The following is a 23,237-nucleotide window of genomic DNA, read 5'->3' on the forward strand; positions in this document are numbered from 1 at the left end:
ATTGTTTCACTCCTATAAGAAAAATGTTTTAATGTCGTTCCAGGTGACGAGCACCATGATGACTAAGACGAATAATACGCCGATTAACTGTATGTTCAATTCCACTTTGCGGTTCAGCGGACGTCTGAAAATTCCTTCATAGAGCACGAATAAAATTCTTCCGCCGTCGAGTGCCGGAATCGGCAGTAAGTTCATTATACCTAAATTCACACTGAGCAGCGCAGTAAAGTTCATCAGCACTAAAATGCCCTGTGATGCGACTGTTTCCGTTACTTTATAAATACCAACCGGGCCGTTCAGCATATCAAAACTGAAGGTGCCGGCAAAAATCGTGCCGATCATATTGACGACGAGTTCAAAGATGAGTGACATGCTGGACACAGTTTCTTCGATTCCCCACCATACGGGGGCAATCACGCCGTCTTCAAAGTCTCTGCCGACACCGATGATAAGACGTTCCTGCACAGTGCCGTCAGGCAATTCCGTCGATTCAACCGTCGGTTCGAGCGTTGCCGTCCGCGATTCTTCTCCGGATTCAATCATCAGTTCCTGAGGATTGCCTTCGCCTTCTTGAATCAGCTGGGTCATATGGCTCCAGCTGTCGACTTCTGTACCGTCGATGGAACGGATGCGGTCGCCTTCTTCCAGATTAATTTCCGCAGCAGGCGTATCTTCCATAACCGTACCGACAATCGGCTCATCAACCGGTTTTCCCTGGATGTAAAACAGGATAGTAAATAAAACAAAAGCGAGCAGGAAATTAAAAAGCGGTCCGGCAAACAGCGTTAAGAAACGCTGCCAGACACTCTTACTTTCAAATCTGCCGGACAAGGGTGCGATACGTTCGAGCTCCGAGTTTTCAACGAAGTAGCATTCATCGCTGAAATAATAAGTCGCTTCACTGTTGTCATTCAGTTTTAATCCGGTGACGTACATCCGTTCAGAGATGTCGCTGTCGACGACTTCAATCTCTTCGACATGCTGGAAATTGTGTTTATCATCTAATAAGATGTGTGTAATTTCATCGTTCTGGTTTAATTTAATATTGATGCGCATACCGGCATTCAGCGGATTAACTTCCATATCTTTTGAAGCCATCCGCACGTATCCGCCGATTGGCAACAGACGCACCGTGTACTGCGTATCGTTGTATTTATATGAAAAGATTTTCGGTCCCATACCGATGGCAAATTCCGGACACATAATTCCTGCACGTTTTGCAAAGAACATATGACCGAATTCATGTACGGTTACAAGCACACCGAAAACGACTATAAATGCTAAAATTCCTGTCACTTACTTCACCTCATATTTGATTTATAGCGCGCGTCAAGGCTCAGTATCGTTTCAAGGTCGGGATTTTGAATATTCTCGTGCTGCAGCATGCGGGCTTCAACGATTTCTTCAATTTCCAAAAACTTAATTCTGCCCTGTAAAAATTCTCCGACTGCGTATTCATTCGCAGCGTTCATTACCGTCGGCAGTGTACCGCCTGCTTCGAGCGCATCATAAGCGAATTTTAACATTTTAAAGCGGTCAAAATCCATTGGTTTGAAGTTAAGCTGTGATAATTCACTGAGAGACAGCGGATTATCTTTGTGAATTCTCTCTGGATGCGTAAAGGCGTACTGGATAGCCGTTCTCATATCGGAGTTGCCAAGCTGCGCCATAATACTGTTATCGATAAATTCCACCATCGAATGAATGATGCTTTCCTTATGCAGCAATGTTTTAATCTCTGAAACTTCGACGTCGAATAAATGTTTTGCTTCGATAACTTCAAAACCTTTATTCATCATGGTGGCAGAATCGATTGTAATCTTCTGTCCCATCGACCAGTTCGGGTGATTTAAGGCATCTTTTAAAGTGACGCTGCCGAGTTCATCGCGCGAAAGATCTCTGAAGGAACCGCCGCTTGCCGTAATAATCAAGCTGCTGATTTCCTTTTCATTTTCGCCTTTTAAACATTGAAACAGAGCCGAATGCTCTGAATCGACAGGAATAATCTGCACATTCTTTTCACGTGCGCGCTCCATCACAAGATCGCCAGCTGCAACTAGAGTTTCTTTGTTTGCAAGAGCAATATCAGTTCCTGCGTCGATAGCAGCAAGTGTCGACCTTAAGCCCACACTTCCAAGTATTGCTGTTAAGAGCAGGTCGCTGTTAAATTCAGCAACTGCAAGAAGACCTTCTTCCCCGGAAGTAAATTCTACATGCGGATATTTACTTTGCAGTTCTTTAAGAGCATCTCTGTCTTGCACCGATACTAAAGGCGGATGAAAGTCTGTTAAAATTTCATTCAGCTTAGCTAAATTGCGGCCGGCAGAAATTGCACCGAGTTTAAAATGTTCCGGATTTTTTTTAATGATATCCAGTGCCTGGGTCCCGATAGAACCTGTAACACCGAGTATAGAAATGGTTTTTATCATAGTATTCACCTGTTATTATGAAATGATCGGTAAGATGTTCATCAGGGGCAGTACGAAGATGAAACTGTCAAAGCGGTCTAGTATACCGCCGTGTCCCGGTAAAAATGTGCCTGAGTCTTTGACGTCAAAGTGACGTTTCAAAGCGGATTCCACGAGGTCTCCCATCTGCCCGAAGATGCTGAGAACGATAGTAAACGGAATTAAGAGCCACAGCGAACCTTCCATCAGGCCTGTGAAGACGAAAACCACCGGTATAAGCACCGATACGAGGGTGCCGCCGAGCGACCCTTCTATCGTCTTGTTCGGACTGATCTGCGGCCACAATTTTCTTCTGCCGAATGCTTTTCCGAACAGATAAGCTCCCGTATCCGTCAGCCAGACGATGAGGAGTGCATATAAAATATAAATCAGGCCGGATTCCCGCGTCTCAAAAAAGTACATGAAGCCGATGCCGATATAAGCAACTGCAAGGACGCAGAAACCCATATCAACAAAGGTAAATCTGTTTTTTGACACTACTGTCGTCGACAGCATAATAAGTGCCAGCGCCACGATAATTTCCAGCTGGAAATCAGCGATTGCCGGTGAAAAGGATTCCTGCGGAATTAATACCATGCAGAGAGCAATTAAAGATAAAATACCCGGCAGTGAAACGATGTGAATCCGGTTCATCTTTAAAATTTCGTAAAGCCCCGTAATCGCCATGAGGTAGACTAAAATTAACAGCGGCCATGAGCCGATTATTACAATCGGCAAAAATAACAGCAGTGCAATGACTGCAGTTATCGTTCTAGTCTTCATCTATTACATCCTCCTCATTTAAGCCTCCAAAACGCCGGTCTCTCTTTTGATACTGAAGTATCAGCTCATCCATTTCTTCAGTTGAGAATTCTGGCCACAGCGTATGTGAAAAGAACAGTTCGCTGTAGGAGGCCTGCCATAATAAGAAATTACTCAGCCGGTATTCGCCTGAAGTTCTAATAATCATTTCAGGGTCCGGCATATCTTTAGTCATTAAATAATCATCGAAAGTCTTACTGTCGAGAGCTTCAGCATCAAGTGTGCCTGCGAGAACATCACTCATCATTTCTTTTACTGCCCCGATCAGTTCGTCGCGTCCGCCGTAGTTCAGAGCAAAGACGAGTGTGAGTCCGGTGTTGTCCGCTGTTTTATCAATTGCGGTCTGGACTGCTTTACGCGTGTGCTTCGGCAGTGCCTCGAAATCTCCAATTGTTTTCACAACCACATTTTTTTCAATCAGTTCCGGTAAAAACGTGCTGAGAAAATCGGTCGGAAGCTTTAGCAGATAGTTCACTTCGCTCTTTGGACGGGACCAGTTTTCTGTTGAAAACGCATAGAGCGTTAAATACTTAAGTTTTATATCTGCAGCATGTCTCACGATGCGTTTTACATTCTGCATTCCTTCGTAATGACCTTTTATACGGGGCATACTGCGCAATTTCGCGTATCTGCCGTTGCCATCCATAATAATCGCAATATGTTCCGGTAGTGGTCTCTCAGTCAGAGATTTATCTTTAGTCGCTTTAAACATGACGATCCTCCGTGCCAAATATGTATCTGTAATAAATTTTAATATACTTCTTCAATTATTTTATTTTAACATAGTTATATAATAAAAAAACAGGTAAGTCCCCTTACCTGTTTCTAAGATTAAACTTCGAGAATATCTTTTTCTTTAGCGTCGCACATTGCATCCACTTCTGCGATGTACTTATCTGTCAGTTTCTGAACGTCGTCCGTCATATTTCTCAGTTCGTCTTCTGAAATATCTCCGGACTTTTCTGATGCTTTCAATTCGTCATTTGAATCACGGCGGACGTTGCGGATTGCGACTTTAGCAGTTTCGCCTTCTTTGCGTGCATCTTTAACGAATTCCTTCCGGCGTTCTTCAGTCAGCTGAGGAACGGTAATACGAATCAGGGTGCCGTCACTTGTCGGATTGACCCCGAGGTCCGCTTTTTGAATTGCTTTCAAAACATCGTCAACAGAGCTTTTATCGTAAGGCTGAACAACCAGCATACGCGCTTCAGGCACGCTGATGCTTGCCAGCTGATTCAGCGGTGTCGGTGCACCGTAATAGTCAACATGAACACGGTCCAGCATACTTGAGTTTGCAGCGCCTGTACGGATTGAAGCGAGTTCACGGCTCAGGCTGTCGATTGATTTCTTCATTTTGTCTTCAGTTGTTTTCAAAACGGATTCACTCATATTAATATCTTCTCCTATTGCTTTGTAATAGTCGTACCGATAGTTTCTCCTGAAACGGCACGCTTAATATTACCTTCTTCTGTAATTGAAAATACCACAAGCGGGATGTCATTGTCCATACAGAACGATGATGCTGTAGCATCCATTACCTGCAGATTTTCCTGTAGCATTTCAATATAAGTCAGCTTTTCATACTTAACAGCTGACGAATCGTGTTTCGGATCTGCAGAATAAACACCGTCTACGTTATTTTTGCCCATCAGAATAACATCTGCTTCAATTTCCGCCGCACGGAGTGCTGCTGTTGTATCTGTTGAGAAGTACGGGTTGCCGATACCTGCTGCAAAGATAACAATACGCCCTTTTTCAAGGTGGCGGATCGCACGTCTTCTTATATAAGGTTCAGCGACCTGTTTCATTTCAATTGATGTCAGCACTCTCGTTTCATGACCGAGCTGCTCTAAACTGTCCTGCAGTGCCAGTGAGTTCATAACTGTTGCAAGCATTCCCATGTAATCTGCAGTGCCGCGGTCCATCCCGAGGTCGCTGCCGATCTTGCCGCGCCAGATATTGCCGCCGCCGACGATAATCGCCATTTCAACGCCTAATTTTTGCGCTTCCGAAACTTGGGAAGCAATATTTTTAATGACAACCGGATTAATTCCGAAACCATCGTCGCCAGCAAGTGCTTCCCCGCTGAGCTTTAACACGATGCGTGTAAATTTAGAAGATTCAGCCATGTTTTTCAATCCTTTTCCTTCGAATTTATTACTTAGAAAAAAAGACACCGAAGTGTCTTTTTAAGCAATTTATTTTTTAACTTGTCCTAATACTTCGTCAGCAAAGTTTTCTTCGCGTTTTTCAATACCTTCACCAAGTTCGTAACGGACGAAAGTGCGGATTGATGCATTTTTAGACTCTAAGTACTGCTGTACTGTCTGATCAGAGTCTTTAACAAACGGCTGATCCACGATGCAGATTTCTTCTAAATACTTGCGGATTCTTCCTTCAACCATCTTGTCGACGATTTTTTCAGGTTTACCTTCATTTAATGCCTGCTGACGCAGAACATCGCGCTCGTGATCAAGTTCAGCCTGATCTACTTCGTCGCGTGAAACGTATTTAGGGTTTAATGCTGCAGCGTGCATAGCAACATCTTTCGCAACTGTTTCGTCAGTAGTACCTTCTACAACTGTTAATACGCCGATGCGTCCGCCCATGTGCATGTACTGGCCGAAAGCGTCATTGTCAGTTTTGGTTTCAACTGCAAAACGTCTGATGTTTAATTTCTCTCCGATAGTTGCAACTGCGTTGTTCATAATTGAAGTTACAGTTTCACCATCAAGTTCAGAGCTGTATAAAGCTTCTACATCTGCAGGTTTAGTTGCAAGGATGTGTGAAGCGATTCTTTTAACAAGTGTCTGGAATGCTTCGTTACGTGCAACGAAGTCTGTTTCAGAGTTGATTTCAACGATTACCGCTTCGTTTCCTTCAGAAGTGATGTAAACAGCACCTTCTGCAGCGATACGGTCAGCTTTTTTAGCTGCTTTTGCAATACCGTTTTCACGGAGGTAATCGACTGCTTTGTCGATGTCTCCATCAGTTTCGATAAGCGCTTTTTTACAGTCCATCATGCCTGCGCCTGTTTTTTCACGTAGTTCTTTAACTAATTTTGCTGAAATAGCCATTGTTCAGTCCTCCATATAATTGTTGTAAAAAAGGTGATAAGTATTACGCTTATCACCTGAATTCTCAATTAATTATTGCGCGTTTTCTTCTGTAGTTTCAGCTGAAGCATCTTCTTCTTTTAAGTCGATATTTTGTTCTGCTGCTACTTCTTCGTCTGAAATACCGCGCTGACCTTCTAAAACAGCATCCGCCATTTTGCTTGTCATCAGTCTGACTGCGCGGATAGCGTCGTCGTTAGCCGGGATTACGTAGTCGATTTCGTCAGGGTCACAGTTAGTGTCGACCATTGCTACGATAGGAATTCCTAATTTTTTAGCTTCTGCAATCGCGTTGCGCTCTTTACGAGGGTCAACGATGAAAATAGCGCTAGGCATTTTCTTCATGTCGCGGATACCGCCTAAGAATTTGTTTAAGCGTGCGTATTCTTTACGCAGTTCAACAACTTCTTTTTTAGGAAGAACGTCGAAAGTTCCGTCAGCTTCCATTTTTTCAATTTCAGAAATTCTCTTGATGCGTTTGTTAATCGTCTGGTAGTTAGTTAAGATACCGCCTAACCAGCGCTGGTTAACGTAAAGCTGTCCAGCACGTTCCGCTTCTTCTTTGATAGCGTCCTGAGCTTGTTTTTTAGTACCGACAAACAGAACCTGTCCGCCTTCTTCAGAGATTGACTTAACGAAGTCGTAAGCCTCTGCAACTTTTTTAACTGTTTTTTGCAGGTCGATAATGTAGATGCCGTTACGTTCCGTGAAGATGTATTTGCTCATCTTAGGGTTCCAGCGGCGTGTCTGGTGTCCGAAATGCACACCTGCTTCAAGCAATTGTTTCATAGTAATTACTGCCATGATTTGTTTCCTCCTAATTGGTTTATACCTCCAGCATCGTGCTGAATAACCACCTGTAAACAGGCACCGGTTAATCCCTTACTCTGCTGTGCGTATTTGGTCTTTTGACCGATTAATACTATATCATATATATTCCTTCTCTGCAAGTTTAGCTTTCTTTGCGGAGCTCCGGAAGGAAGTCTTCTTTTTTAACTTTGATAAACGTTCCTTTCATACCGAGTGAACGGGATTCGATTACGCCTGCACTTTCAAGTTTACGGAGTGCGTTAACGATAACCGAACGCGTAATGCCGACACGGTCTGCAACTTTAGAAGCAACGAGCAGTCCTTCATCTGCATCAAGCTCATCAAAAATGTGTTCGATTGCTTCGCGCTCTGAATACGACAGAGAACGGATTGCCATGGCAATGCTCGCTTTATCGCGTGCTTTCTGTTCAACTTCTTCATTTTTCTCGCGGAGGATTTCCATGCCGACCACTGTACCAGCATATTCTGCAAGAACGAGATCGTCTTCTGAGAATTTATTTTCTCTCCGTCCAAGAACCAGTGTGCCTAAACGGTTGCCTCCGCCGTAAATCGGCACGATGCATGTTTCTGAATCCTGGTAAGGATCTTCAGCCGGGAAGATTGTTAAGTCATCTTCAAAAGCGATGTTTTCGCGGGTTTCTGTAATACGCATAATCTGGTTAACGTAATAGTCCGGGAATTGTCTGTTATCCAGCATATCGACGATGCGTTCGTTTTCGATTGTCTGAACAACACCGATACCGAGCAGTTTACCTCTCTTTGATACGATAAAAGTATTACACTCCAGAATACGACTTAATTTATCCGCTACTTCTTCGAAGTCTACTTTAATGTTTGAACTTCCTTGAATTAAATTGTTAATCTCACGTGTTTTCTGTAATAAACTTGGCATGGTTATTTCACTCCTGTTAAATTATAAAATAAATTCGCTTAAATCTTTGTCTGTAGAAATATGGTCCAGTTTTGAATCGACATACTGCTTCGTAATTTCAACGTGCGCGCCCTGCATATTGCTCGCTTCGAACAAGAGTTCCTCAAGCAGCGTTTCTAAAATCGTATGCAGTCTCCGCGCACCGATATCGTCTGTCTCGGAGTTTACTTTGTAGGCAATTTCAGCAAGCGCCTGGACCGCTTCATCCGTAAATGATACGGATACGTCTTCTGTCTTAAGCAGCGCTTCGTACTGTTCGAGCAGGGAGTTCTTCGGTTCTTTTAAGATACGTTCGAAATCGTCCGCCGTTAATTTGTTCAGCTCGACGCGGAGCGGGAAACGCCCCTGCAGCTCAGGTATTAAATCACTTGGTTTCGCCACGTGGAAGGCGCCCGCCCCGATGAATAAAATATAGTCTGTTTTTATCGAACCGTATTTAGTCTGCACCGTTGACCCTTCGACAATCGGTAAAATATCGCGCTGCACGCCTTCTCTCGACACGTCTCCCGAGTTCTGGCTGCTCTTCGCTATCTTATCAATTTCGTCGATAAAAATAATACCTGTTGTTTCCGCGAGCTCTATCGCTTCGTCGTTTACATTATCGATATCAATCAGCTTTTCAGCCTCTTCATCGATTAAGTACTGACGGGCTTTTTTAACCGTCATCGTCCGCTTGTGTTTTTTCTTCGGCATTAAGTTCTGCAGCATGTCGCCCATGCCGTTGTTATCCATGCCCGGCATCATCATGCCGAGCTGGTTCGAACTTTCCGCAACTTCAATCGTTACTTTCTCGTCCTCGAGTTTGCCCGCGAGCAGCTGGCTTTTAATATCGCGGCGTTTCAGGCGGACAGAGTCATCGACTTCTTCAATTTCTTCTTCCTCGCCCTGCTGGTTCATAAACATTTCAAACGGATTTGAGCCCGTCTGTTTCTGTTTTTTACGTCCCGGAGCGAGCAGGCCTGTCAGACGTTCGTTAGCCAGGTTTTCCGCATCTTCAGCAACTTCTTTTTTCTTCGCTTCTTTGACCATGCGGACGGCGCTGTCAACGAGATCCCGGACCATCGACTCAACGTCGCGGCCGACATAGCCGACTTCCGTGTACTTCGTCGCTTCGACTTTCGTATACGGACTGCCTGTAATTTTCGCTATGCGTCTCGCAATCTCTGTTTTACCGACACCAGTCGGCCCGATCATCAGAATATTTTTCGGAATAACTTCCTCTTTTAATTCATCGTCGAGCAGCATTCTTCTGTAACGGTTGCGCATAGCAATCGCAACTTTCCGCTTCGCTTCATTCTGTCCAATAATACTTTCGTCGAGACGTGCTGTAATTTCTCTTGGAGAAAGATTAGTGTTTGGCATTTATCTCACGCTTCCTTAATCGATTGTTTCTACTATTATATTGTCGTTTGTAAATACGCAAATTTCGCTTGCCAGTTTAAGACTGTCATAAGCAATCGTTTCGGCACTTAAATCAGCACCGTATTTTTTCATGGCGCGTCCTGCTGCGAGAGCATAGTTGCCGCCGGAGCCGATTGCGAGAATGCCGTCATCCGGTTCGATGACTTCACCGGTGCCGGAAACGAGCAGCAGATCACTTTTATCCATTACAATCAGCATGGCTTCCAGCTGCCGGAGCATTTTATCGCCCCGCCACTCCTTAGCCAGTTCAACTGCAGCACGCTGCAAATTGCCGTTGTACTCGTGCAGATTTGCTTCAAATTTCTCAAACAGCGTAAAAGCATCTGCCACACTGCCCGCAAAACCTGCTACAACCTGGTCGTTAAAGAGCCGGCGGACTTTTTTAGCTGTATGCTTCATCACAACCTGATTGCCGAGTGTTACCTGGCCGTCGCCTGCAATCGCCATTTTGTCATTATGTCTGATCGCGAATATCGTCGTCATTCATGTCACCTCTTCTTATTACTGGGGTGTGCATTTAAATAAGTCTTTTTAAGCTGTTCTGTCGTCACATGCGTATACCGCTGTGTCGTCGATAAAGACTCGTGGCCGAGCAAATCCTGCACCGCCCGTAAATCTGCTCCGTTGTTCAGTAAATGCGTTGCAAATGTATGCCTGAAAGTATGCGGGTGAATGTCTAAATGAAGTGCGCTCCGCTTGACCGTCATATCGATAATATGCCGGAGTCCGCGGACTGTGAGCGGTCCCCCTCTATGGTTTACCCACATTGCATCATTCTTAAGTATATCTTCGCTGTATATTTCCGCATAGTTTCGAAGCGCCGCCGCTGCGCGGTCATGAAACGGGACGACCCGCCATTTGCGTCCTTTGCCGAGTACCCGGACAATCTGCACAGTGAAATCAATATCCTGCAGCCGGAGGCCGATCATTTCGCCCGCCCGCATACCTGTCGCATAGAGCAGCTCCAGTATTGCGAGATCCCGTTCGTACATTTTATGATTCTCATCCAGGCTGCCAAACAGCGCTTCGATTTCGTTCGGATACATGAAATCCGGAAGTACAGCTTCCTTCTTCGGAAAAGGCAGTGCCGTAAACGGATTTATATCGACGCATTCCCTGTCAGCCAAATAATTATAGTAGCTTCGGAGCGTCGATATTTTCCTCGATACCGTTGATTTTTTTAAATTGCGTTCATACAGCATTGCCAGATAGTTTCTTGCATCCATATATTTAAACGATGGAACCGATAAACTTTCTCTCTTTAAAAAAGTTATGAACTCATGAATATCATGATCATAACTTTTTATAGAATGATCTGAAAAATTACGCTGATACTTGAGCATACGCAGGAAATCATTAACGTAAATTTCAACCACCTCATTCTTTGTCTGAATTTTATCATAATTTAAATTATTTATCCAAGCAATACAATAGTCACCTGTCCATAAATAAACAACATTAGCTATTTTAAACCATTTTTAAAGAAATTGCACTTAATTGTACAAATATTTATAATTCTGTCGAAATGGAAGACAATAAAGGCGCTTACATTAGCGCCAACAGCAAAAAACCGCCCACGCGGGCGGTTCACTCTTAGCTTGCGTCTTCTGTGTAATCGCAGTTCGTACATTTAACCTGCGCTTTTTTGCCTTTCTTCGTTTCGACCAGATAGTGTTCGCATTTCGGGCAGTCGCGTCCGATAGGACGGTCCCATGAGACGAAGTCACATTCAGGGTAGCGTTCGCAGCCGTAGAAGATTCTGTTTCTCTTCGATTTGCGTTCGACAACTTCCCCTTCTTTACAAGTCGGGCATTTAACGCCGATTTCCTTAACGATTGCTTTGGTGTTGCGGCAGTCAGGGAAATTCGAGCATGCCATGAATTTGCCGTAGCGACCCATTTTATAAACCATCGGAGATCCGCATTTCTCACAGTCTTCTCCGACCGGTTCATCTTTAATTTCAATTTTTTCCATCTCTTCTTCCGCGCGTTCCACCTGCGGACTGAATCCTTTGTAGAACTCATCGATCACTTCGCGCCATTCTTTATCGCCTTCAGCGACCGAGTCGAGACTTTCCTCCATATTGCGTGTAAACGCAATATCGATAATGTCCGGGAAATATTCCACGACCTGCTCGTTTACAATTTCACCGATTTCTGTCGGGATAAAACGCTTCTGGTCCATGCGGACATAGTTGCGTTTTTGAATCGTATCGATTGTCGGTGCGTATGTTGACGGACGTCCGATTCCCGATTCTTCAAGCGTTTTAACGAGACGCGCTTCGGTAAATCTCGGCGGCGGCTGCGTAAAGTGCTGGGCCGGCTCAATTTTTTCAGATGTCACTGTCTCGCCTTCGTTCATTTCGGGAAGTTTGCTGTTTAAATCATCTTCTTCGTCATCCGAACCTTCAATATAAATTTGCATAAACCCTTTAAATTTAATCGTCTGGCCCGTGCTTCTAAAGAGCACGCCGTTGTTACTTAAATCAATTTTAACAGTATCCAGTATTGCCGGTGCCATCTGGCTCGCTATAAAGCGATCCCAGATCAGTTTATACAGACGGTGCTGGTCGCGGCTTAAGTACTGTTTCATATTATCCGGTGTGCGGTTTGCCGATGTCGGGCGTACTGCTTCGTGTGCATCCTGGGCTGCCGCTTTGTTCGATGATTTCTGTGTTCCGGTAAATTCTTTGCCGTAGGCTGATTCAATTAAATCGTAAGCTTCATCTTTGGCAGTATTCGAAATACGCGTCGAGTCCGTTCTCATATAAGTAATCAGACCGACCGTACCTTCTTTTTTAATATCGATACCTTCATAGAGCTGCTGGGCAAGCATCATCGTTTTACGCGCTTTAAAATTCAGTTTGCGCGCCGCTTCCTGCTGGAGAGAAGATGTTGTAAACGGCTGTGCCGGATAGCGTTTCTTCTCTTTTTTCTCTACGGAATCGATGTGGAAGTCGTTGCCTTTCAGCTGATTTAATACTTTATCGACATCGTCTTTAGTTTTTAGTTTGGTCTTCTGCTTGTCTTTCTCAAGCTTATTGAATTTACCTGTAAATTTCGAACGCCCTGTTTTAAATGTTCCTTCGATAGACCAGTATTCTTCCGGAACGAATTTACGGATTTCATTTTCACGGTCGATAATCAGCTTCAGTGCCACTGACTGCACACGTCCCGCCGATAATCCTTTTTTCACTTTCTTCCATAATACAGGCGAAATATTGTAACCTACCAGACGGTCGAGTATGCGACGGGCCTGCTGGGCATCTACCAGCTGCATATCGATTTCTGCTGGTGTTTTAAAACTTTCCTTCACCGCGTCCTTTGTAATTTCATTGAAAACTACGCGGTAATAATCATTGTCCGGTCCGAGCGCATGGCTTAAATGCCAGGCAATTGCTTCCCCTTCCCTATCGGGGTCACTTGCGAGAAATACTTTTTTCGCTTTTTTTGCTTCTTTTTTCAATTCTTTCAATAACGGGCCTTTACCCCGTATCGTAATATATTTAGGTTCGTAATTATTTTCTGTATCAATTCCAGTCTGACTGCGCGGAAGATCTCTCACGTGTCCCATGGAAGCAATTACTTTATATCGTTTACCGAGGTACTTTTCAATCGTCTTTGCTTTCGCAGGTGATTCTACGATAACTAAATTGTCTGCCACTCTGCTGCCTCCTAATTTACTTTTAATCTATACAAGTCCAAATGATACACAGTTAAATTTTACTTTGTCAATAAAAATCGATTTATTATAATATTCAGCGTTCCGGAATTCAGACGAAATCACTCTGTATATCCTCTGCTTCCGTGACGATAGTTGCACCTTCTTTCAGGCGCAAGTTGGTGCCTTTAGACAGCGCTGAAGTAATGCTTCCCGGCAGGCAGTAAGCGTTCCGGTTCTCATCGAGCGCCATTTCGAGCGTAATAAGACTGCCGCTTTTTTCTTCCGCTTCAGTCACCAGCACACCGCGGGCGCACCCGGCAATAATTCTGTTTCTGGCCACAAACTGCCATTTTTGAATTGGAGTATCCGGCGGATATTCGCTGATGGTCAGATGGTTTTTCTCCATTTCAGTGCGGATGCCCGCCGTCGTTTTCGGATAATGCGTATTATGACCGAAGGCGAGCACACCGATTGTCTTTATGTTATGTGAAAGTGCTGTCCGGTGGGCCGCTTCATCTGCCCCGTAGGCAAGTCCTGATATAATAGCAATGTTTTTTAAAGACGGCAAGAGGAGCTCGAGAGATTTTCTGGTATAGGCGGTCGCCTTTCTGCTCCCGACGACCCCGAGCATCTCTTCCTTTAAAAGAGCAGCATTCCCCCGGTAATATAATATGTAGGGAAAATCATAAATTTCTTTCAGCAATGCCGGATAAAGCCCGTGCTCATGCGTAAGATAGCCGATGTTATCCCTGTCGAGACGAGCTATAATTTTCTTTCTGTCGAGCGACCCTGCATAGTTAATTTTCTTTTTTAATTCAGGCGAAATCCAGCTCTTATTTAAGAGTGTCAAATATTCTTTAGCAGTGACCCCTGCAAAACTCAGCAATAGTAAATCCATAAACATCCCCCTGTTATTCCGATACTTATATTATAGATGTTTCTCAGGAATTTCAGATATCATTTTGCCGACAAAACCTTCCAGAAAAAGACAAAAAAAGACGATAATCCATGCGGATTACCGTCTGATTCACTCACTTAGCTGAGTTATATTTCATTTATTTTACAGTCAGGCATTTTTCGTAAAGCCCGTCTTCTTTTTTGATGCGCTCGATAAGCGTTTCACCAATTTCAGAAGGTGTTGCAGCTGTTTCAATTCCGCATTCGTTCATAATACGGATTTTTTCATCAGCTGTCCCTTTACCGCCTGAAATAATCGCACCGGCATGGCCCATGCGTTTCCCTGGAGGTGCAGTCTGTCCGCCGATGAAGCCGACAACAGGTTTAGTCATGTTATCGCGAACCCACTCTGCCGCTTCTTCTTCAGCAGTACCGCCGATTTCCCCAATCATTACTACAGCGTAAGTTTCAGGATCTTCGTTGAATTCTTTTAATACATCGATAAAGTTCGTTCCGTTAACAGGGTCTCCGCCGATACCGACAGCAGATGTCTGGCCGACACCTTCCTGTGTTAACTGGTGAACTGCTTCATAAGTTAACGTCCCTGAGCGTGATACAACACCGACGTGTCCTTTTTTGTGGATATAGCCGGGCATAATACCGATCTTAGTTTCATCGGCAGTAATAACACCCGGACAGTTCGGTCCGATAAGACGCGTGTTTTTATCTTCTAAATAACGTACAACTTTAACCATGTCGAGTACCGGGATGTGCTCGGTAATACAAATTACGAGGTCAAGCTCAGCATCTGCAGCTTCCATGATTGAGTCCGCTGCGAATGGAGCCGGCACGTAAACTACCGATACAGTTGCGCCAGTTTCTTTTTTAGCTTCTTCTACAGTGTTGAATACAGGAACGCCTTCAACATCTTGTCCGCCTTTACCAGGTGTCACACCAGCAACAATCTGAGTACCGTACTCAAGCATCTGCTTCGTGTGGAATAGTGCTGTTGAACCGGTAATACCCTGTACAATTACTTTAGTATTTTTATCTACAAATACAGCCACAATATATTCCTCCGTTATTATTTATTTTCGTTTACAGCAGCGATGATCTTCTGAGCACCTTCAGCCATTGTGCCTGCCGGTGTGATTGCAAGACCTGAATCTGCAAGAATTTGTTTACCTTCTTTAACGTTTGTACCTTCCAAACGCACTACAAGAGGTATTTCAAGACCGACATTATTGACAGCCTCAACGACACCTTCAGCGATAACGTCACACTTCATAATGCCGCCGAAAATGTTTACAAAGATTCCTTCTACTGCTTTATCGCTTAAAATAAGTTTGAACGCTTCAGTAACTTTCTCAGCAGTCGCGCCGCCCCCTACGTCGAGGAAGTTGGCAGGTTTTCCGCCGAAGTGGTTAATCGTATCCATCGTTGCCATAGCAAGTCCGGCACCGTTAACCATACAGCCGATGTTACCTTCTAAGGCGATGTATGCTAAATCGTGTTTTGAAGCTTCGATTTCTTTTTCATCTTCTTCATCGAAGTCGCGTAATTCAACGATATCTTTGTTTCTGTATAAAGCGTTCGCATCGAAGTTAACTTTCGCGTCAAGCGCAATAACTTCGCCGTCGCCTGTCGTAACAAGCGGGTTGATTTCCATAATTGCTGCATCTTTTTCGATAAACACATCGTATAAAGAAAGCATTAATTTAGCTGCTTTGTTTACTGATGCTGTTGGAATATTAATATTGAAAGCAAGTCTCTTAGCCTGGAAAGGCAGAAGACCTACTGCAGGGTCAATCACTTCTTTAAAAATCTTTTCAGGAGTTGCTTCTGCCACTTCTTCGATTTCAGTTCCGCCTTCTTCAGAACCCATTAATGTTACGCGGTTCGTCGCGCGGTCAATTACGAAACCTAAGTAGTATTCGCTGTCGATATCGCAGCCTTCTTCAATCAGAAGACGTTTGATTTCAGTCCCGTCCGGACCGTTCTGATGAGTAACTAAGACTTTGCCTAACAGTTCTTCGGCATATTCTTTAACCTCATCGACAGATTTTGCTATCTTAACGCCGCCTGCTTTACCACGGCCACCTGCGTGGATTTGAGCTTTGACAACGTAGACATCTGAATCAAGTGTTTTTGCAACTTCAACTGCTTCTTCTGGTGTAAGAGCAACGTCACCTTTAGGTACGTTTACACCCATTGAGCGAAAAATTTCTTTTCCTTGATACTCATGGATATTCATGATTTTCCTCCTAAGACTTTTTAATAAAGCTTACATACTCAATTATAGGAAACCCATCGTTGAATGTAAACGTGTAACTGGTAACTAATGAAACAAATTATTGTTATTTTAAGAAAGTTTGAAAAATAAATCACAAGTTGCAGAAAATATGATTCGAAACCGTAAGAATATACTTTTTTGCTATTAAAAGTTTGTGAATTTTCATACTTAAATTTGTCCGCTGGTCATACTTTTTACCGGTTCAAAAGTTTTTCTGTGGATAGGTGTTGCCCCGTATTTATGCAAAGCTTCAAGATGCGCTTTTGTGCCGTAGCCCTTATGCTTCAAAAAGCCGTAATCCGGATATTCATCCTCGTATTCTGCCATCATTAAGTCACGAGTTGTCTTTGCGATTATCGAAGCGGCTGCAATTGAATTGGAGACCGCATCACCTTTTATAAGCGAGGTCTGCGGAATATTATTGCCGAGCGTCATCGCATCGATCAGTAAATGATCAGGCGTCCGCGGAAGATTATCAATCGCGCGCTGCATGGCAATTTTCGTCGCCTCATAAATATTGTGCTTATCGATTTCCGCCGCTGTCGCAATGCCGATACCGTACTCAGCGTGCTCCATAATTTCTTCGCGCAGAGCAAGCCTCTTTGACTCAGGTACTTTTTTAGAGTCATCGAGGCCGATTATTTTATAATCATCCGGCAGAATCACAGCCGCAGCTACCACGTCGCCCGCAAGCGGTCCGCGCCCTGCTTCATCGACACCCGCGAGACTGGCAGCGGGATGCTCGTTTTCATGGCGCATCATCGTGTCGTAATGCTCCAGGAGCGCCCTTTCTTTTTGGAGGAGGCGCGCCCTTCTGTTAAGCGCGCTCTGTACACCTTTTCGTTCGTCTTCGTGAAAAGGCGAGGCAGTTAAATCTGCCAGGGTTTTTATCTTGTCAATTTCGAGTTTAATATCGCTTATCTTCATATAATCATTCCGCACTCTCTGCGAGGTCGAAGGTAAAACGCCCGATTTTAGCATCGCGTGTATCGTAGATAACTCTTTCTGTCACGCGCTCGTAGTCGATTTCATTGCCGCTCATTTTAAAGCCGCGCGACTGGCCGATTGCATCAAAAATTTCCACGATTTCGGTGTTTTCATCGATGTTAATATTGTAAAACTGTTTGAGCGCATCAAGGTGATGCTCCTGCATGAATTTAAGGGCAAAGATCGCAATGTCGTCGAGGTTCACGACGTTATCCTTAATTGCACCCGTCAGCGACAGTTTCTGTCCGATTGACTCGTCTTCGAATTTCGGCCAAAGCACACCCGGAGTGTCGAGCAGTTCCATCTTAGTTCCCGCCTTAATCCACTGCTGCGCTTTCGTCACGCCCGGCGTGTTGCCGGTTTTCGCCACTTTTCGTTTTGCTATATTATTAATAATCGTGGATTTGCCAACGTTCGGAATTCCGACAATCATTGCTCTGATCGCACGCGGATTAATGCCTTTACGCTCCATGCGTTCAAAGATTTCTTTCGTCGCTTCAACGACTGTGTTTTCAATTTTCTTCAACACGTTCGGCTCCTTACCGTTCAGCGCTATAGGATAAACTCCTTCAGCCTTCAGGCGGTTAATCCAGCGATCCGTTTCCTTGTTATTCGCCATATCTTTCTTATTCAGTACAACCACTCTCGGCTTATCACCGATGACGTGATCGAGCATCGGATTTTTGGAAGCATAGGGAATGCGCGCGTCCAGTATTTCTATAACGACGTCCACCTTCTTCAAACTCTCTTCAATCTGGCGGCGCGCCTTCGCCATATGCCCCGGGAACCAGTTAATTGACATCTTCGGTTGCCCCTTTCTGTATTGTTATTTTTAAAATTTGATTTTCTTGTGTTTTGTTTATTCCTCTTGTATTTTATCATGATTTTGGGCGGGATGTGAGGAGGATTGGGTTTTGTCAGACACTGTCAAAGCCACGGTGTCCGACAAATCCTGTTATCGGACACTATCAAAGCCACGGTGTCCGACAAATCCCGTTATCGGACACTGTCAAATCTACGGTGTCCGACAAATCCAATAAATATCTTATCAGTTAAGATAATCTTTATATTTACGGGTATTCTGCTCTTTTTTCATCGCTTCAGTAAAATCATAGTACTTAAATATATAATTACTTGATTTATATCTGCCTGCAGCATCACAGTACTTATTCAAAATTCTCTGGAGGGTGCGCACGTTAACAGCTCCCCCCATAAACCCCATCATCCTCCGGCTGGTCATCTCCAAATCTCCAAATAAATATTTAAAATCGCTGATAGCCCGCACTAGATGAGTTTCGTTGCTTTCCCGGGAGCCGCAGCTGAGGCATAGATGATGAAAACTTTGTTTTTCCAGCCTAAAGCTCCCGCACCCGCCGCAGTATAGTCCCTGCCTGACCATATCGAATTCGACGCGGAGTTTAAAATAAGGATTCGGCACGATGTGACGCTCAATCACATCTGCAAGTTCAGAAGCGCAGCCGCCGCTGTATTCATTTTCAAAACTCCGGAAATAACGGCGCATGTCATAGCGCATCACAAGGTGCTGAAAGAGACTTCCTTCCCCTCCGGAAAGCCTGAATTCTTCATGAGGGAAAACCAGTTTTCCGGACACTTCAAACTCAAAAGATACGGCCCGTTTCAACCTCAAAAGCTTTCCAACAGCGCGCCTGAGCTGGCTGAGCGCGTCGTCCGGGAGAGCGTAATCCCCTCTGTACCAGGTTGTCCCTTCCACCCGGTAATCGCCTGAAAAATTTTTAATTTCGTTAACGGTAATACCGGACTCACTAACGATTAAAGTGTCGTACTGGGTGACAGATCCTTCAATCTGTAAATATAAATCACGGAAAACATATAAATTACTGTGCCCCGCCTCGTCAAACAGTAAATCATAGGTGCGCTCGCCGGCAGCGCCGCGCCGAAGTCTCCATAAATGTTCCTCAGAATTTTTATCGAGTCCTCGCCACCTTGACAAAGCCTGATAGAACAGCAGTTCTTCCGGATCTTTCCGGTCAGTCAAAAACATTTGCACCGCCTCCACAAAGTAAATTTGCTACTTCATTTATACAACGGCCCGACAGCATAATACAACATTGCTTAACTTTAGTTAACATTAAAACTAAGCAAAAAAATACCCGGACCAAACTGGTCCGGGTATGATAAAGTGCCTTATCGGATTTCTCTGATGCGGGCAGCTTTACCGCGCAGGTTGCGCAGGTAGTAAAGTTTAGCACGACGTACGCGTCCACGGCGGACAACGTCGATTTTCTCGATTTTAGGCGTGTGTACAGGGAATGTACGCTCAACACCAACACCGTAAGAAATTTTACGTACAGTGAAAGTTTCTGAAATTCCGCCTCCGCGGCGTTTGATTACAACACCTTCGAAAAGCTGGATTCTTTCGCGGTCTCCCTCTACGATACGAACGTGAACTTTAACTGTATCTCCTGCTTTAAATTCAGGGATATCAGTTTTCAACTGGTCTTTAACGATAGAATTTAATAATTCCTGTGACATAATATATCTTCTCCTTCTTCCAATTATCTTGCCCGAATTGCTTTGGCAGCGGATGATTGTGATATTTACGTGTATTTACACTCGTATAATATTACCATACAAACTATGGTCATTCAATATGTTTTAAAATAAAACTGAACTTTATCCGTCCAGGAGATCCGGACGGCGTTCCTTTGTGCGTTTCAGACTTTCTTCATGGCGCCATTCTTCAATCAGTTTATGATTTCCGGACAAGAGCACATCCGGCACTTTCATGCCGCGGTATTCTCTCGGGCGGGTGTAATGCGGATGTTCAAGCATACCCGTCGAGAATGAATCTTCCTGATGGCTTGCTTCATTGCTCAGCACATCCGGAATCAGACGGACAATTGCATCAGTCATTGTCATCGATGCGAGCTCGCCGCCTGTTAAAACATAATCACCGATGGATACTTCATCGGTAACGAGCGAACGAATCCGCTCATCGTAACCTTCATAGTGGCCGTTGATAAAGACAATGTTGTCTTCTTCAGCCAGCTCTTCAGCGAGTTTCTGGTCAAACGGCCTGCCCTGCGGGCACATTAAAATAACGCGCTTGTTATCGCCGATATCCAGACTGTCCATAGCGTTGAAGACAGGTTCCGGTTTTAAAACCATGCCTGCCCCGCCGCCATATGGATAATCATCGACTTTGTTATGTTTATCGTTTGAAAAATCACGGAAGTTAACCATATGATAATCAACGATGCCTTTGTCTTTGGCGCGTTTTAAAATAGATGCTCCGAGGACACCTTCGTACATGTCCGGAAACAATGTTAAATAGTATATATTCATTAATCCAACAATCCTTCGAGTGGTGTAATTTCAACAAGCCCGCGGTCGAGATCGACCGTTTTAACGACCTGTTCGATGTACGGAATTAAATATTCGCGTTCGCCTTCTATGACCCAGACGTCGTTTGCTCCGGTGAACATCACTTCAGAAATTTTACCGAGCTCGGTATTATTATCGAGATTAATAACCGTCAGACCGACGATGTCACGAACGTGATACTCGTTCTCTTCAAGCTTGAGATCTTCTTCGTTTTCTTCGATAAAAACATCCTTGCCTTTTAAGTCGAGAATGTCGTTCATATTCGACACCCCTTCAAACTTCAGCAGATGGAAGTTCTTATGCGTGCGGTAGCTTGCAATCGTCAGTACTTTACCGCCGATTTCCACCGTCTTGCCCGCTTGAAAACGTTCATCCAGAAAATCGGAGTCGCTCAATATTTTAACTTCGCCGCCGACACCGTGGAAATTTACCAGTTTACCAATTTTAATTCGCAAGATGAACACCTCTTATAAAGAATAAAAAGACACACTGTTAAAGTGTGTCTTAATGCAAATCAACAAACACTTTCTTTGACGCGTCTCTGTCAGCGTTTGAAACAACGATGCGGAGCGCTTTAATAAACCGGCCGCCGCGGCCGATTATTCGCCCGACATCTGATTCGTGCACGCTTATTTTATACGAAACTTTATGCGGCGTCTCGTCACGGTTAATAACGAGTTCTTCCGGATAATCCAGCATCGGTTCAAGAATTGTTTGAAGTAATTTGTCCATCGGAATTATTTCCCGAATTTAGCATTGTGGAACTGTTCCATGATACCTTTGTCACTGAAGATGTTACGTACAGTGTCGCTTGGTTTAGCACCATTCTGCAACCACTCTAACGCTTTTTCGCTGTCTAGGACAACGTTATCTTCAGATTTAGAAACCGGGTTATATGAACCGATTTGTTCGATGATTCTACCATCTCTCGGGCTGCGTGCATCTGCAACTACGATACGGTAGTAAGGATTTCTTTTAGAACCCATACGAGTTAATCTAATTTTTACTGCCATGTGTGAAAACTCCTCTCTCTACTTCTTTTCGACTTACTTATCATAACAAACAAGAATACACATGTAAAGAGTTTTTTCTTTACATGTGTATTTTACTTTTAGAATGGCAGACCCATGCCGCCGAACGGGTTTCGGCCTTTCTTTTTGCCGCTCGTCATCTGTTTCATCATTTTCTTCATTTCATTAAACTGTTTTAAGAGACGGTTGATTTCCTGCAGTGAACGGCCGGAACCTTTAGCGATACGCTTTTTGCGGCTGGCGTTCAGTTTTTCAGGGTTTTCGCGCTCATCGAGTGTCATCGAACGGATAATCGCCTGTACATGGTCGATTTCCTTGCCTGAGAACTGCATTTTATCGAGTCCTTTAATTTTGTTTGCACCTGGCATCATTTTTAAGAGATCATCCAGCGGTCCCAAAGTTTTCACCTGGTCCATCTGGCTCAAAAAGTCGTCGAGTGTAAAACTCGAGTCCTTCAGTTTTTTCTCAAGCGCCTTCTGCTCATCTTCATTAACGTTGCCCTGTGCTTTTTCAATAATGGACAATACATCGCCCATGCCGAGTATGCGGGAGGCCATACGTTCCGGGTGGAAGGCTTCGAGCCCATCCATTTTCTCGGACACCCCGACAAACTTAATCGGTTTCTCAGTAACGGAGCGGATAGACAGTGCTGCCCCGCCGCGCGTATCGCCGTCGAGCTTCGTCAGCGTCACGCCTGTAATATCGAGCAGCTCGTTAAATCTTTCTGCGACATTTACGGCATCCTGTCCCGTCATCGCATCGACGACGAGCATAATTTCATCCGGCTTCGACAGTTCTTTAACATTTTTCAGCTCATTCATCAGTGCTTCATCGATGTGCAGACGGCCTGCCGTATCGATAATCACCGTATCGAGATGTTCTTCTTTCGCGTGCTGCAGCGCTTTTTCTGTAATTTCCTCAGGTTTTACCTGATCGCCGAGAGCGAAGACAGGAATATCGATTTGTTTTCCGACCGTCTCCAGCTGATCAATCGCTGCCGGACGGTAAATATCCCCCGCTACTAAGAGCGGGCGCTTATTGTGTTTTTTACGCAGGTGCAAAGCAAGCTTCCCTGCTGTTGTCGTTTTACCCGCACCCTGCAGGCCGACCATCATAATAACTGTCGGCGGTTTCTGCGCGAGATTAATTTTCTGATTTTCTCCGCCCATGAGCGATGTTAACTCTTCCTGAACGATTTTAATGACCTGCTGGCCGGGTGTTAAGCTCTGCATAACAGCCGAGCCGAGCGCGCGTTCTTTAACATCGTTCACGAACTGCTTCACGACTTTAAAGTTAACGTCCGCTTCAAGCAGTGCGAGGCGCACTTCGCGCATCATTAATTTAACGTCGGACTCCGTTACTTTACCTTTCCCTTTAATGCGGTCCATCGTGGACTGCAGACGTTCTCCAAGACCTTCAAAAGCCATAGTG

General features: G+C 44.4%; 25 protein-coding genes. All 25 read right to left on the minus strand.

Annotated elements, in window-relative coordinates:
• Positions 1 to 12: 12 nt before the first annotated feature.
• Positions 13 to 1,296, minus strand: coding sequence for an RIP metalloprotease RseP (rseP, locus tag IR135_RS00210; RefSeq protein ID WP_135095647.1), 1,284 nt, complete (start codon positions 1,294 to 1,296; stop codon positions 13 to 15).
• Positions 1,297 to 1,301: 5 nt separating this feature from the next.
• Positions 1,302 to 2,426 (minus strand): 1-deoxy-D-xylulose-5-phosphate reductoisomerase, encoded by a 1,125-nt coding sequence (gene dxr / locus IR135_RS00215; protein ID WP_135096321.1) that lies wholly within the window; start codon positions 2,424 to 2,426, stop codon positions 1,302 to 1,304.
• 18 nt (positions 2,427 to 2,444) lie between these two features.
• The gene (locus tag IR135_RS00220; RefSeq protein ID WP_115885790.1) at positions 2,445 to 3,230 is read right to left on the minus strand and encodes a phosphatidate cytidylyltransferase; all 786 of its coding nucleotides are present in this window, start codon (positions 3,228 to 3,230) and stop codon (positions 2,445 to 2,447) included.
• On the minus strand, positions 3,220 to 3,981 hold the full coding sequence (locus tag IR135_RS00225) for an isoprenyl transferase (protein WP_135095649.1): 762 nt from the start codon (positions 3,979 to 3,981) through the stop codon (positions 3,220 to 3,222). Before IR135_RS00225 ends, IR135_RS00220 begins: the two co-directional genes overlap by 11 nt.
• 119 nt (positions 3,982 to 4,100) lie before the next feature.
• Complete coding sequence (gene frr, locus IR135_RS00230; protein WP_115885788.1) at positions 4,101 to 4,658, minus strand: ribosome recycling factor; 558 nt, start codon at positions 4,656 to 4,658, stop codon at positions 4,101 to 4,103.
• Between the two features lie 14 nt (positions 4,659 to 4,672).
• The gene (gene pyrH, locus IR135_RS00235) at positions 4,673 to 5,398 is read right to left on the minus strand and encodes a UMP kinase (protein ID WP_135096323.1); all 726 of its coding nucleotides are present in this window, start codon (positions 5,396 to 5,398) and stop codon (positions 4,673 to 4,675) included.
• 69 nt (positions 5,399 to 5,467) lie between these two features.
• Positions 5,468 to 6,346 carry a translation elongation factor Ts gene (tsf, locus tag IR135_RS00240; RefSeq protein WP_115885786.1) on the minus strand — a complete coding sequence of 293 codons (879 nt, stop codon included), beginning with the start codon at positions 6,344 to 6,346 and terminating at the stop codon, positions 5,468 to 5,470.
• Positions 6,347 to 6,418: 72 nt separating this feature from the next.
• A complete protein-coding gene (gene rpsB, locus IR135_RS00245; RefSeq protein WP_115885785.1) occupies positions 6,419 to 7,189 on the minus strand; it encodes a 30S ribosomal protein S2 in 771 nt (256 codons plus the stop codon).
• Positions 7,190 to 7,337: 148 nt separating this feature from the next.
• Complete coding sequence (gene codY, locus IR135_RS00250) at positions 7,338 to 8,108, minus strand: GTP-sensing pleiotropic transcriptional regulator CodY (RefSeq protein WP_115885784.1); 771 nt, start codon at positions 8,106 to 8,108, stop codon at positions 7,338 to 7,340.
• Positions 8,109 to 8,129: 21 nt separating this feature from the next.
• Entirely contained in the window at positions 8,130 to 9,509 is a 1,380-nt protein-coding gene (hslU, locus tag IR135_RS00255) for an ATP-dependent protease ATPase subunit HslU (protein ID WP_135095651.1), read from the minus strand.
• Between the two features lie 15 nt (positions 9,510 to 9,524).
• Complete coding sequence (hslV, locus tag IR135_RS00260; RefSeq protein ID WP_135095653.1) at positions 9,525 to 10,052, minus strand: HslVU peptidase proteolytic subunit; 528 nt, start codon at positions 10,050 to 10,052, stop codon at positions 9,525 to 9,527.
• A gap of 5 nt (positions 10,053 to 10,057) precedes the next feature.
• Positions 10,058 to 10,936, minus strand: a complete 879-nt coding sequence (gene xerA, locus IR135_RS00265; protein WP_318272228.1) for a site-specific tyrosine recombinase/integron integrase — start codon at positions 10,934 to 10,936, stop codon at positions 10,058 to 10,060.
• Between the two features lie 226 nt (positions 10,937 to 11,162).
• Complete coding sequence (gene topA / locus IR135_RS00270; RefSeq protein ID WP_135095655.1) at positions 11,163 to 13,232, minus strand: type I DNA topoisomerase; 2,070 nt, start codon at positions 13,230 to 13,232, stop codon at positions 11,163 to 11,165.
• 109 nt (positions 13,233 to 13,341) lie between these two features.
• On the minus strand, positions 13,342 to 14,130 hold the full coding sequence (gene dprA, locus IR135_RS00275) for a DNA-processing protein DprA (RefSeq protein WP_135095657.1): 789 nt from the start codon (positions 14,128 to 14,130) through the stop codon (positions 13,342 to 13,344).
• 157 nt (positions 14,131 to 14,287) lie between these two features.
• Positions 14,288 to 15,196: a succinate--CoA ligase subunit alpha gene (gene sucD / locus IR135_RS00280; RefSeq protein WP_115885778.1), complete on the minus strand. Its 909-nt coding sequence runs from the start codon at positions 15,194 to 15,196 to the stop codon at positions 14,288 to 14,290.
• 17 nt (positions 15,197 to 15,213) lie between these two features.
• The gene (gene sucC / locus IR135_RS00285) at positions 15,214 to 16,383 is read right to left on the minus strand and encodes an ADP-forming succinate--CoA ligase subunit beta (RefSeq protein WP_115885777.1); all 1,170 of its coding nucleotides are present in this window, start codon (positions 16,381 to 16,383) and stop codon (positions 15,214 to 15,216) included.
• Positions 16,384 to 16,590: 207 nt separating this feature from the next.
• Positions 16,591 to 17,349, minus strand: a complete 759-nt coding sequence (locus tag IR135_RS00290; protein ID WP_135095659.1) for a ribonuclease HII — start codon at positions 17,347 to 17,349, stop codon at positions 16,591 to 16,593.
• Between the two features lie 4 nt (positions 17,350 to 17,353).
• On the minus strand, positions 17,354 to 18,211 hold the full coding sequence (gene ylqF / locus IR135_RS00295) for a ribosome biogenesis GTPase YlqF (protein WP_135095661.1): 858 nt from the start codon (positions 18,209 to 18,211) through the stop codon (positions 17,354 to 17,356).
• 246 nt (positions 18,212 to 18,457) lie between these two features.
• Positions 18,458 to 19,432 (minus strand): nuclease-related domain-containing protein, encoded by a 975-nt coding sequence (locus IR135_RS00300; protein ID WP_135095663.1) that lies wholly within the window; start codon positions 19,430 to 19,432, stop codon positions 18,458 to 18,460.
• Positions 19,433 to 19,575: 143 nt separating this feature from the next.
• A complete protein-coding gene (gene rplS / locus IR135_RS00305) occupies positions 19,576 to 19,923 on the minus strand; it encodes a 50S ribosomal protein L19 (RefSeq protein WP_115885773.1) in 348 nt (115 codons plus the stop codon).
• Between the two features lie 141 nt (positions 19,924 to 20,064).
• Positions 20,065 to 20,736, minus strand: coding sequence for a tRNA (guanosine(37)-N1)-methyltransferase TrmD (gene trmD / locus IR135_RS00310; protein WP_115885772.1), 672 nt, complete (start codon positions 20,734 to 20,736; stop codon positions 20,065 to 20,067).
• A complete protein-coding gene (gene rimM, locus IR135_RS00315) occupies positions 20,736 to 21,230 on the minus strand; it encodes a ribosome maturation factor RimM (protein ID WP_135095665.1) in 495 nt (164 codons plus the stop codon). Before rimM ends, trmD begins: the two co-directional genes overlap by 1 nt.
• A gap of 49 nt (positions 21,231 to 21,279) precedes the next feature.
• Complete coding sequence (locus IR135_RS00320; RefSeq protein ID WP_115885770.1) at positions 21,280 to 21,507, minus strand: KH domain-containing protein; 228 nt, start codon at positions 21,505 to 21,507, stop codon at positions 21,280 to 21,282.
• A 5-nt stretch (positions 21,508 to 21,512) separates the two neighbouring features.
• The gene (gene rpsP / locus IR135_RS00325; RefSeq protein WP_115885769.1) at positions 21,513 to 21,788 is read right to left on the minus strand and encodes a 30S ribosomal protein S16; all 276 of its coding nucleotides are present in this window, start codon (positions 21,786 to 21,788) and stop codon (positions 21,513 to 21,515) included.
• Positions 21,789 to 21,886: 98 nt separating this feature from the next.
• Positions 21,887 to 23,233 (minus strand): signal recognition particle protein, encoded by a 1,347-nt coding sequence (gene ffh, locus IR135_RS00330; RefSeq protein ID WP_135095673.1) that lies wholly within the window; start codon positions 23,231 to 23,233, stop codon positions 21,887 to 21,889.
• Positions 23,234 to 23,237 lie beyond the last annotated feature (4 nt).

Source organism: Jeotgalicoccus nanhaiensis (genome assembly GCF_015235105.1).
Lineage (GTDB): Bacteria > Bacillota > Bacilli > Staphylococcales > Salinicoccaceae > Jeotgalicoccus > Jeotgalicoccus nanhaiensis.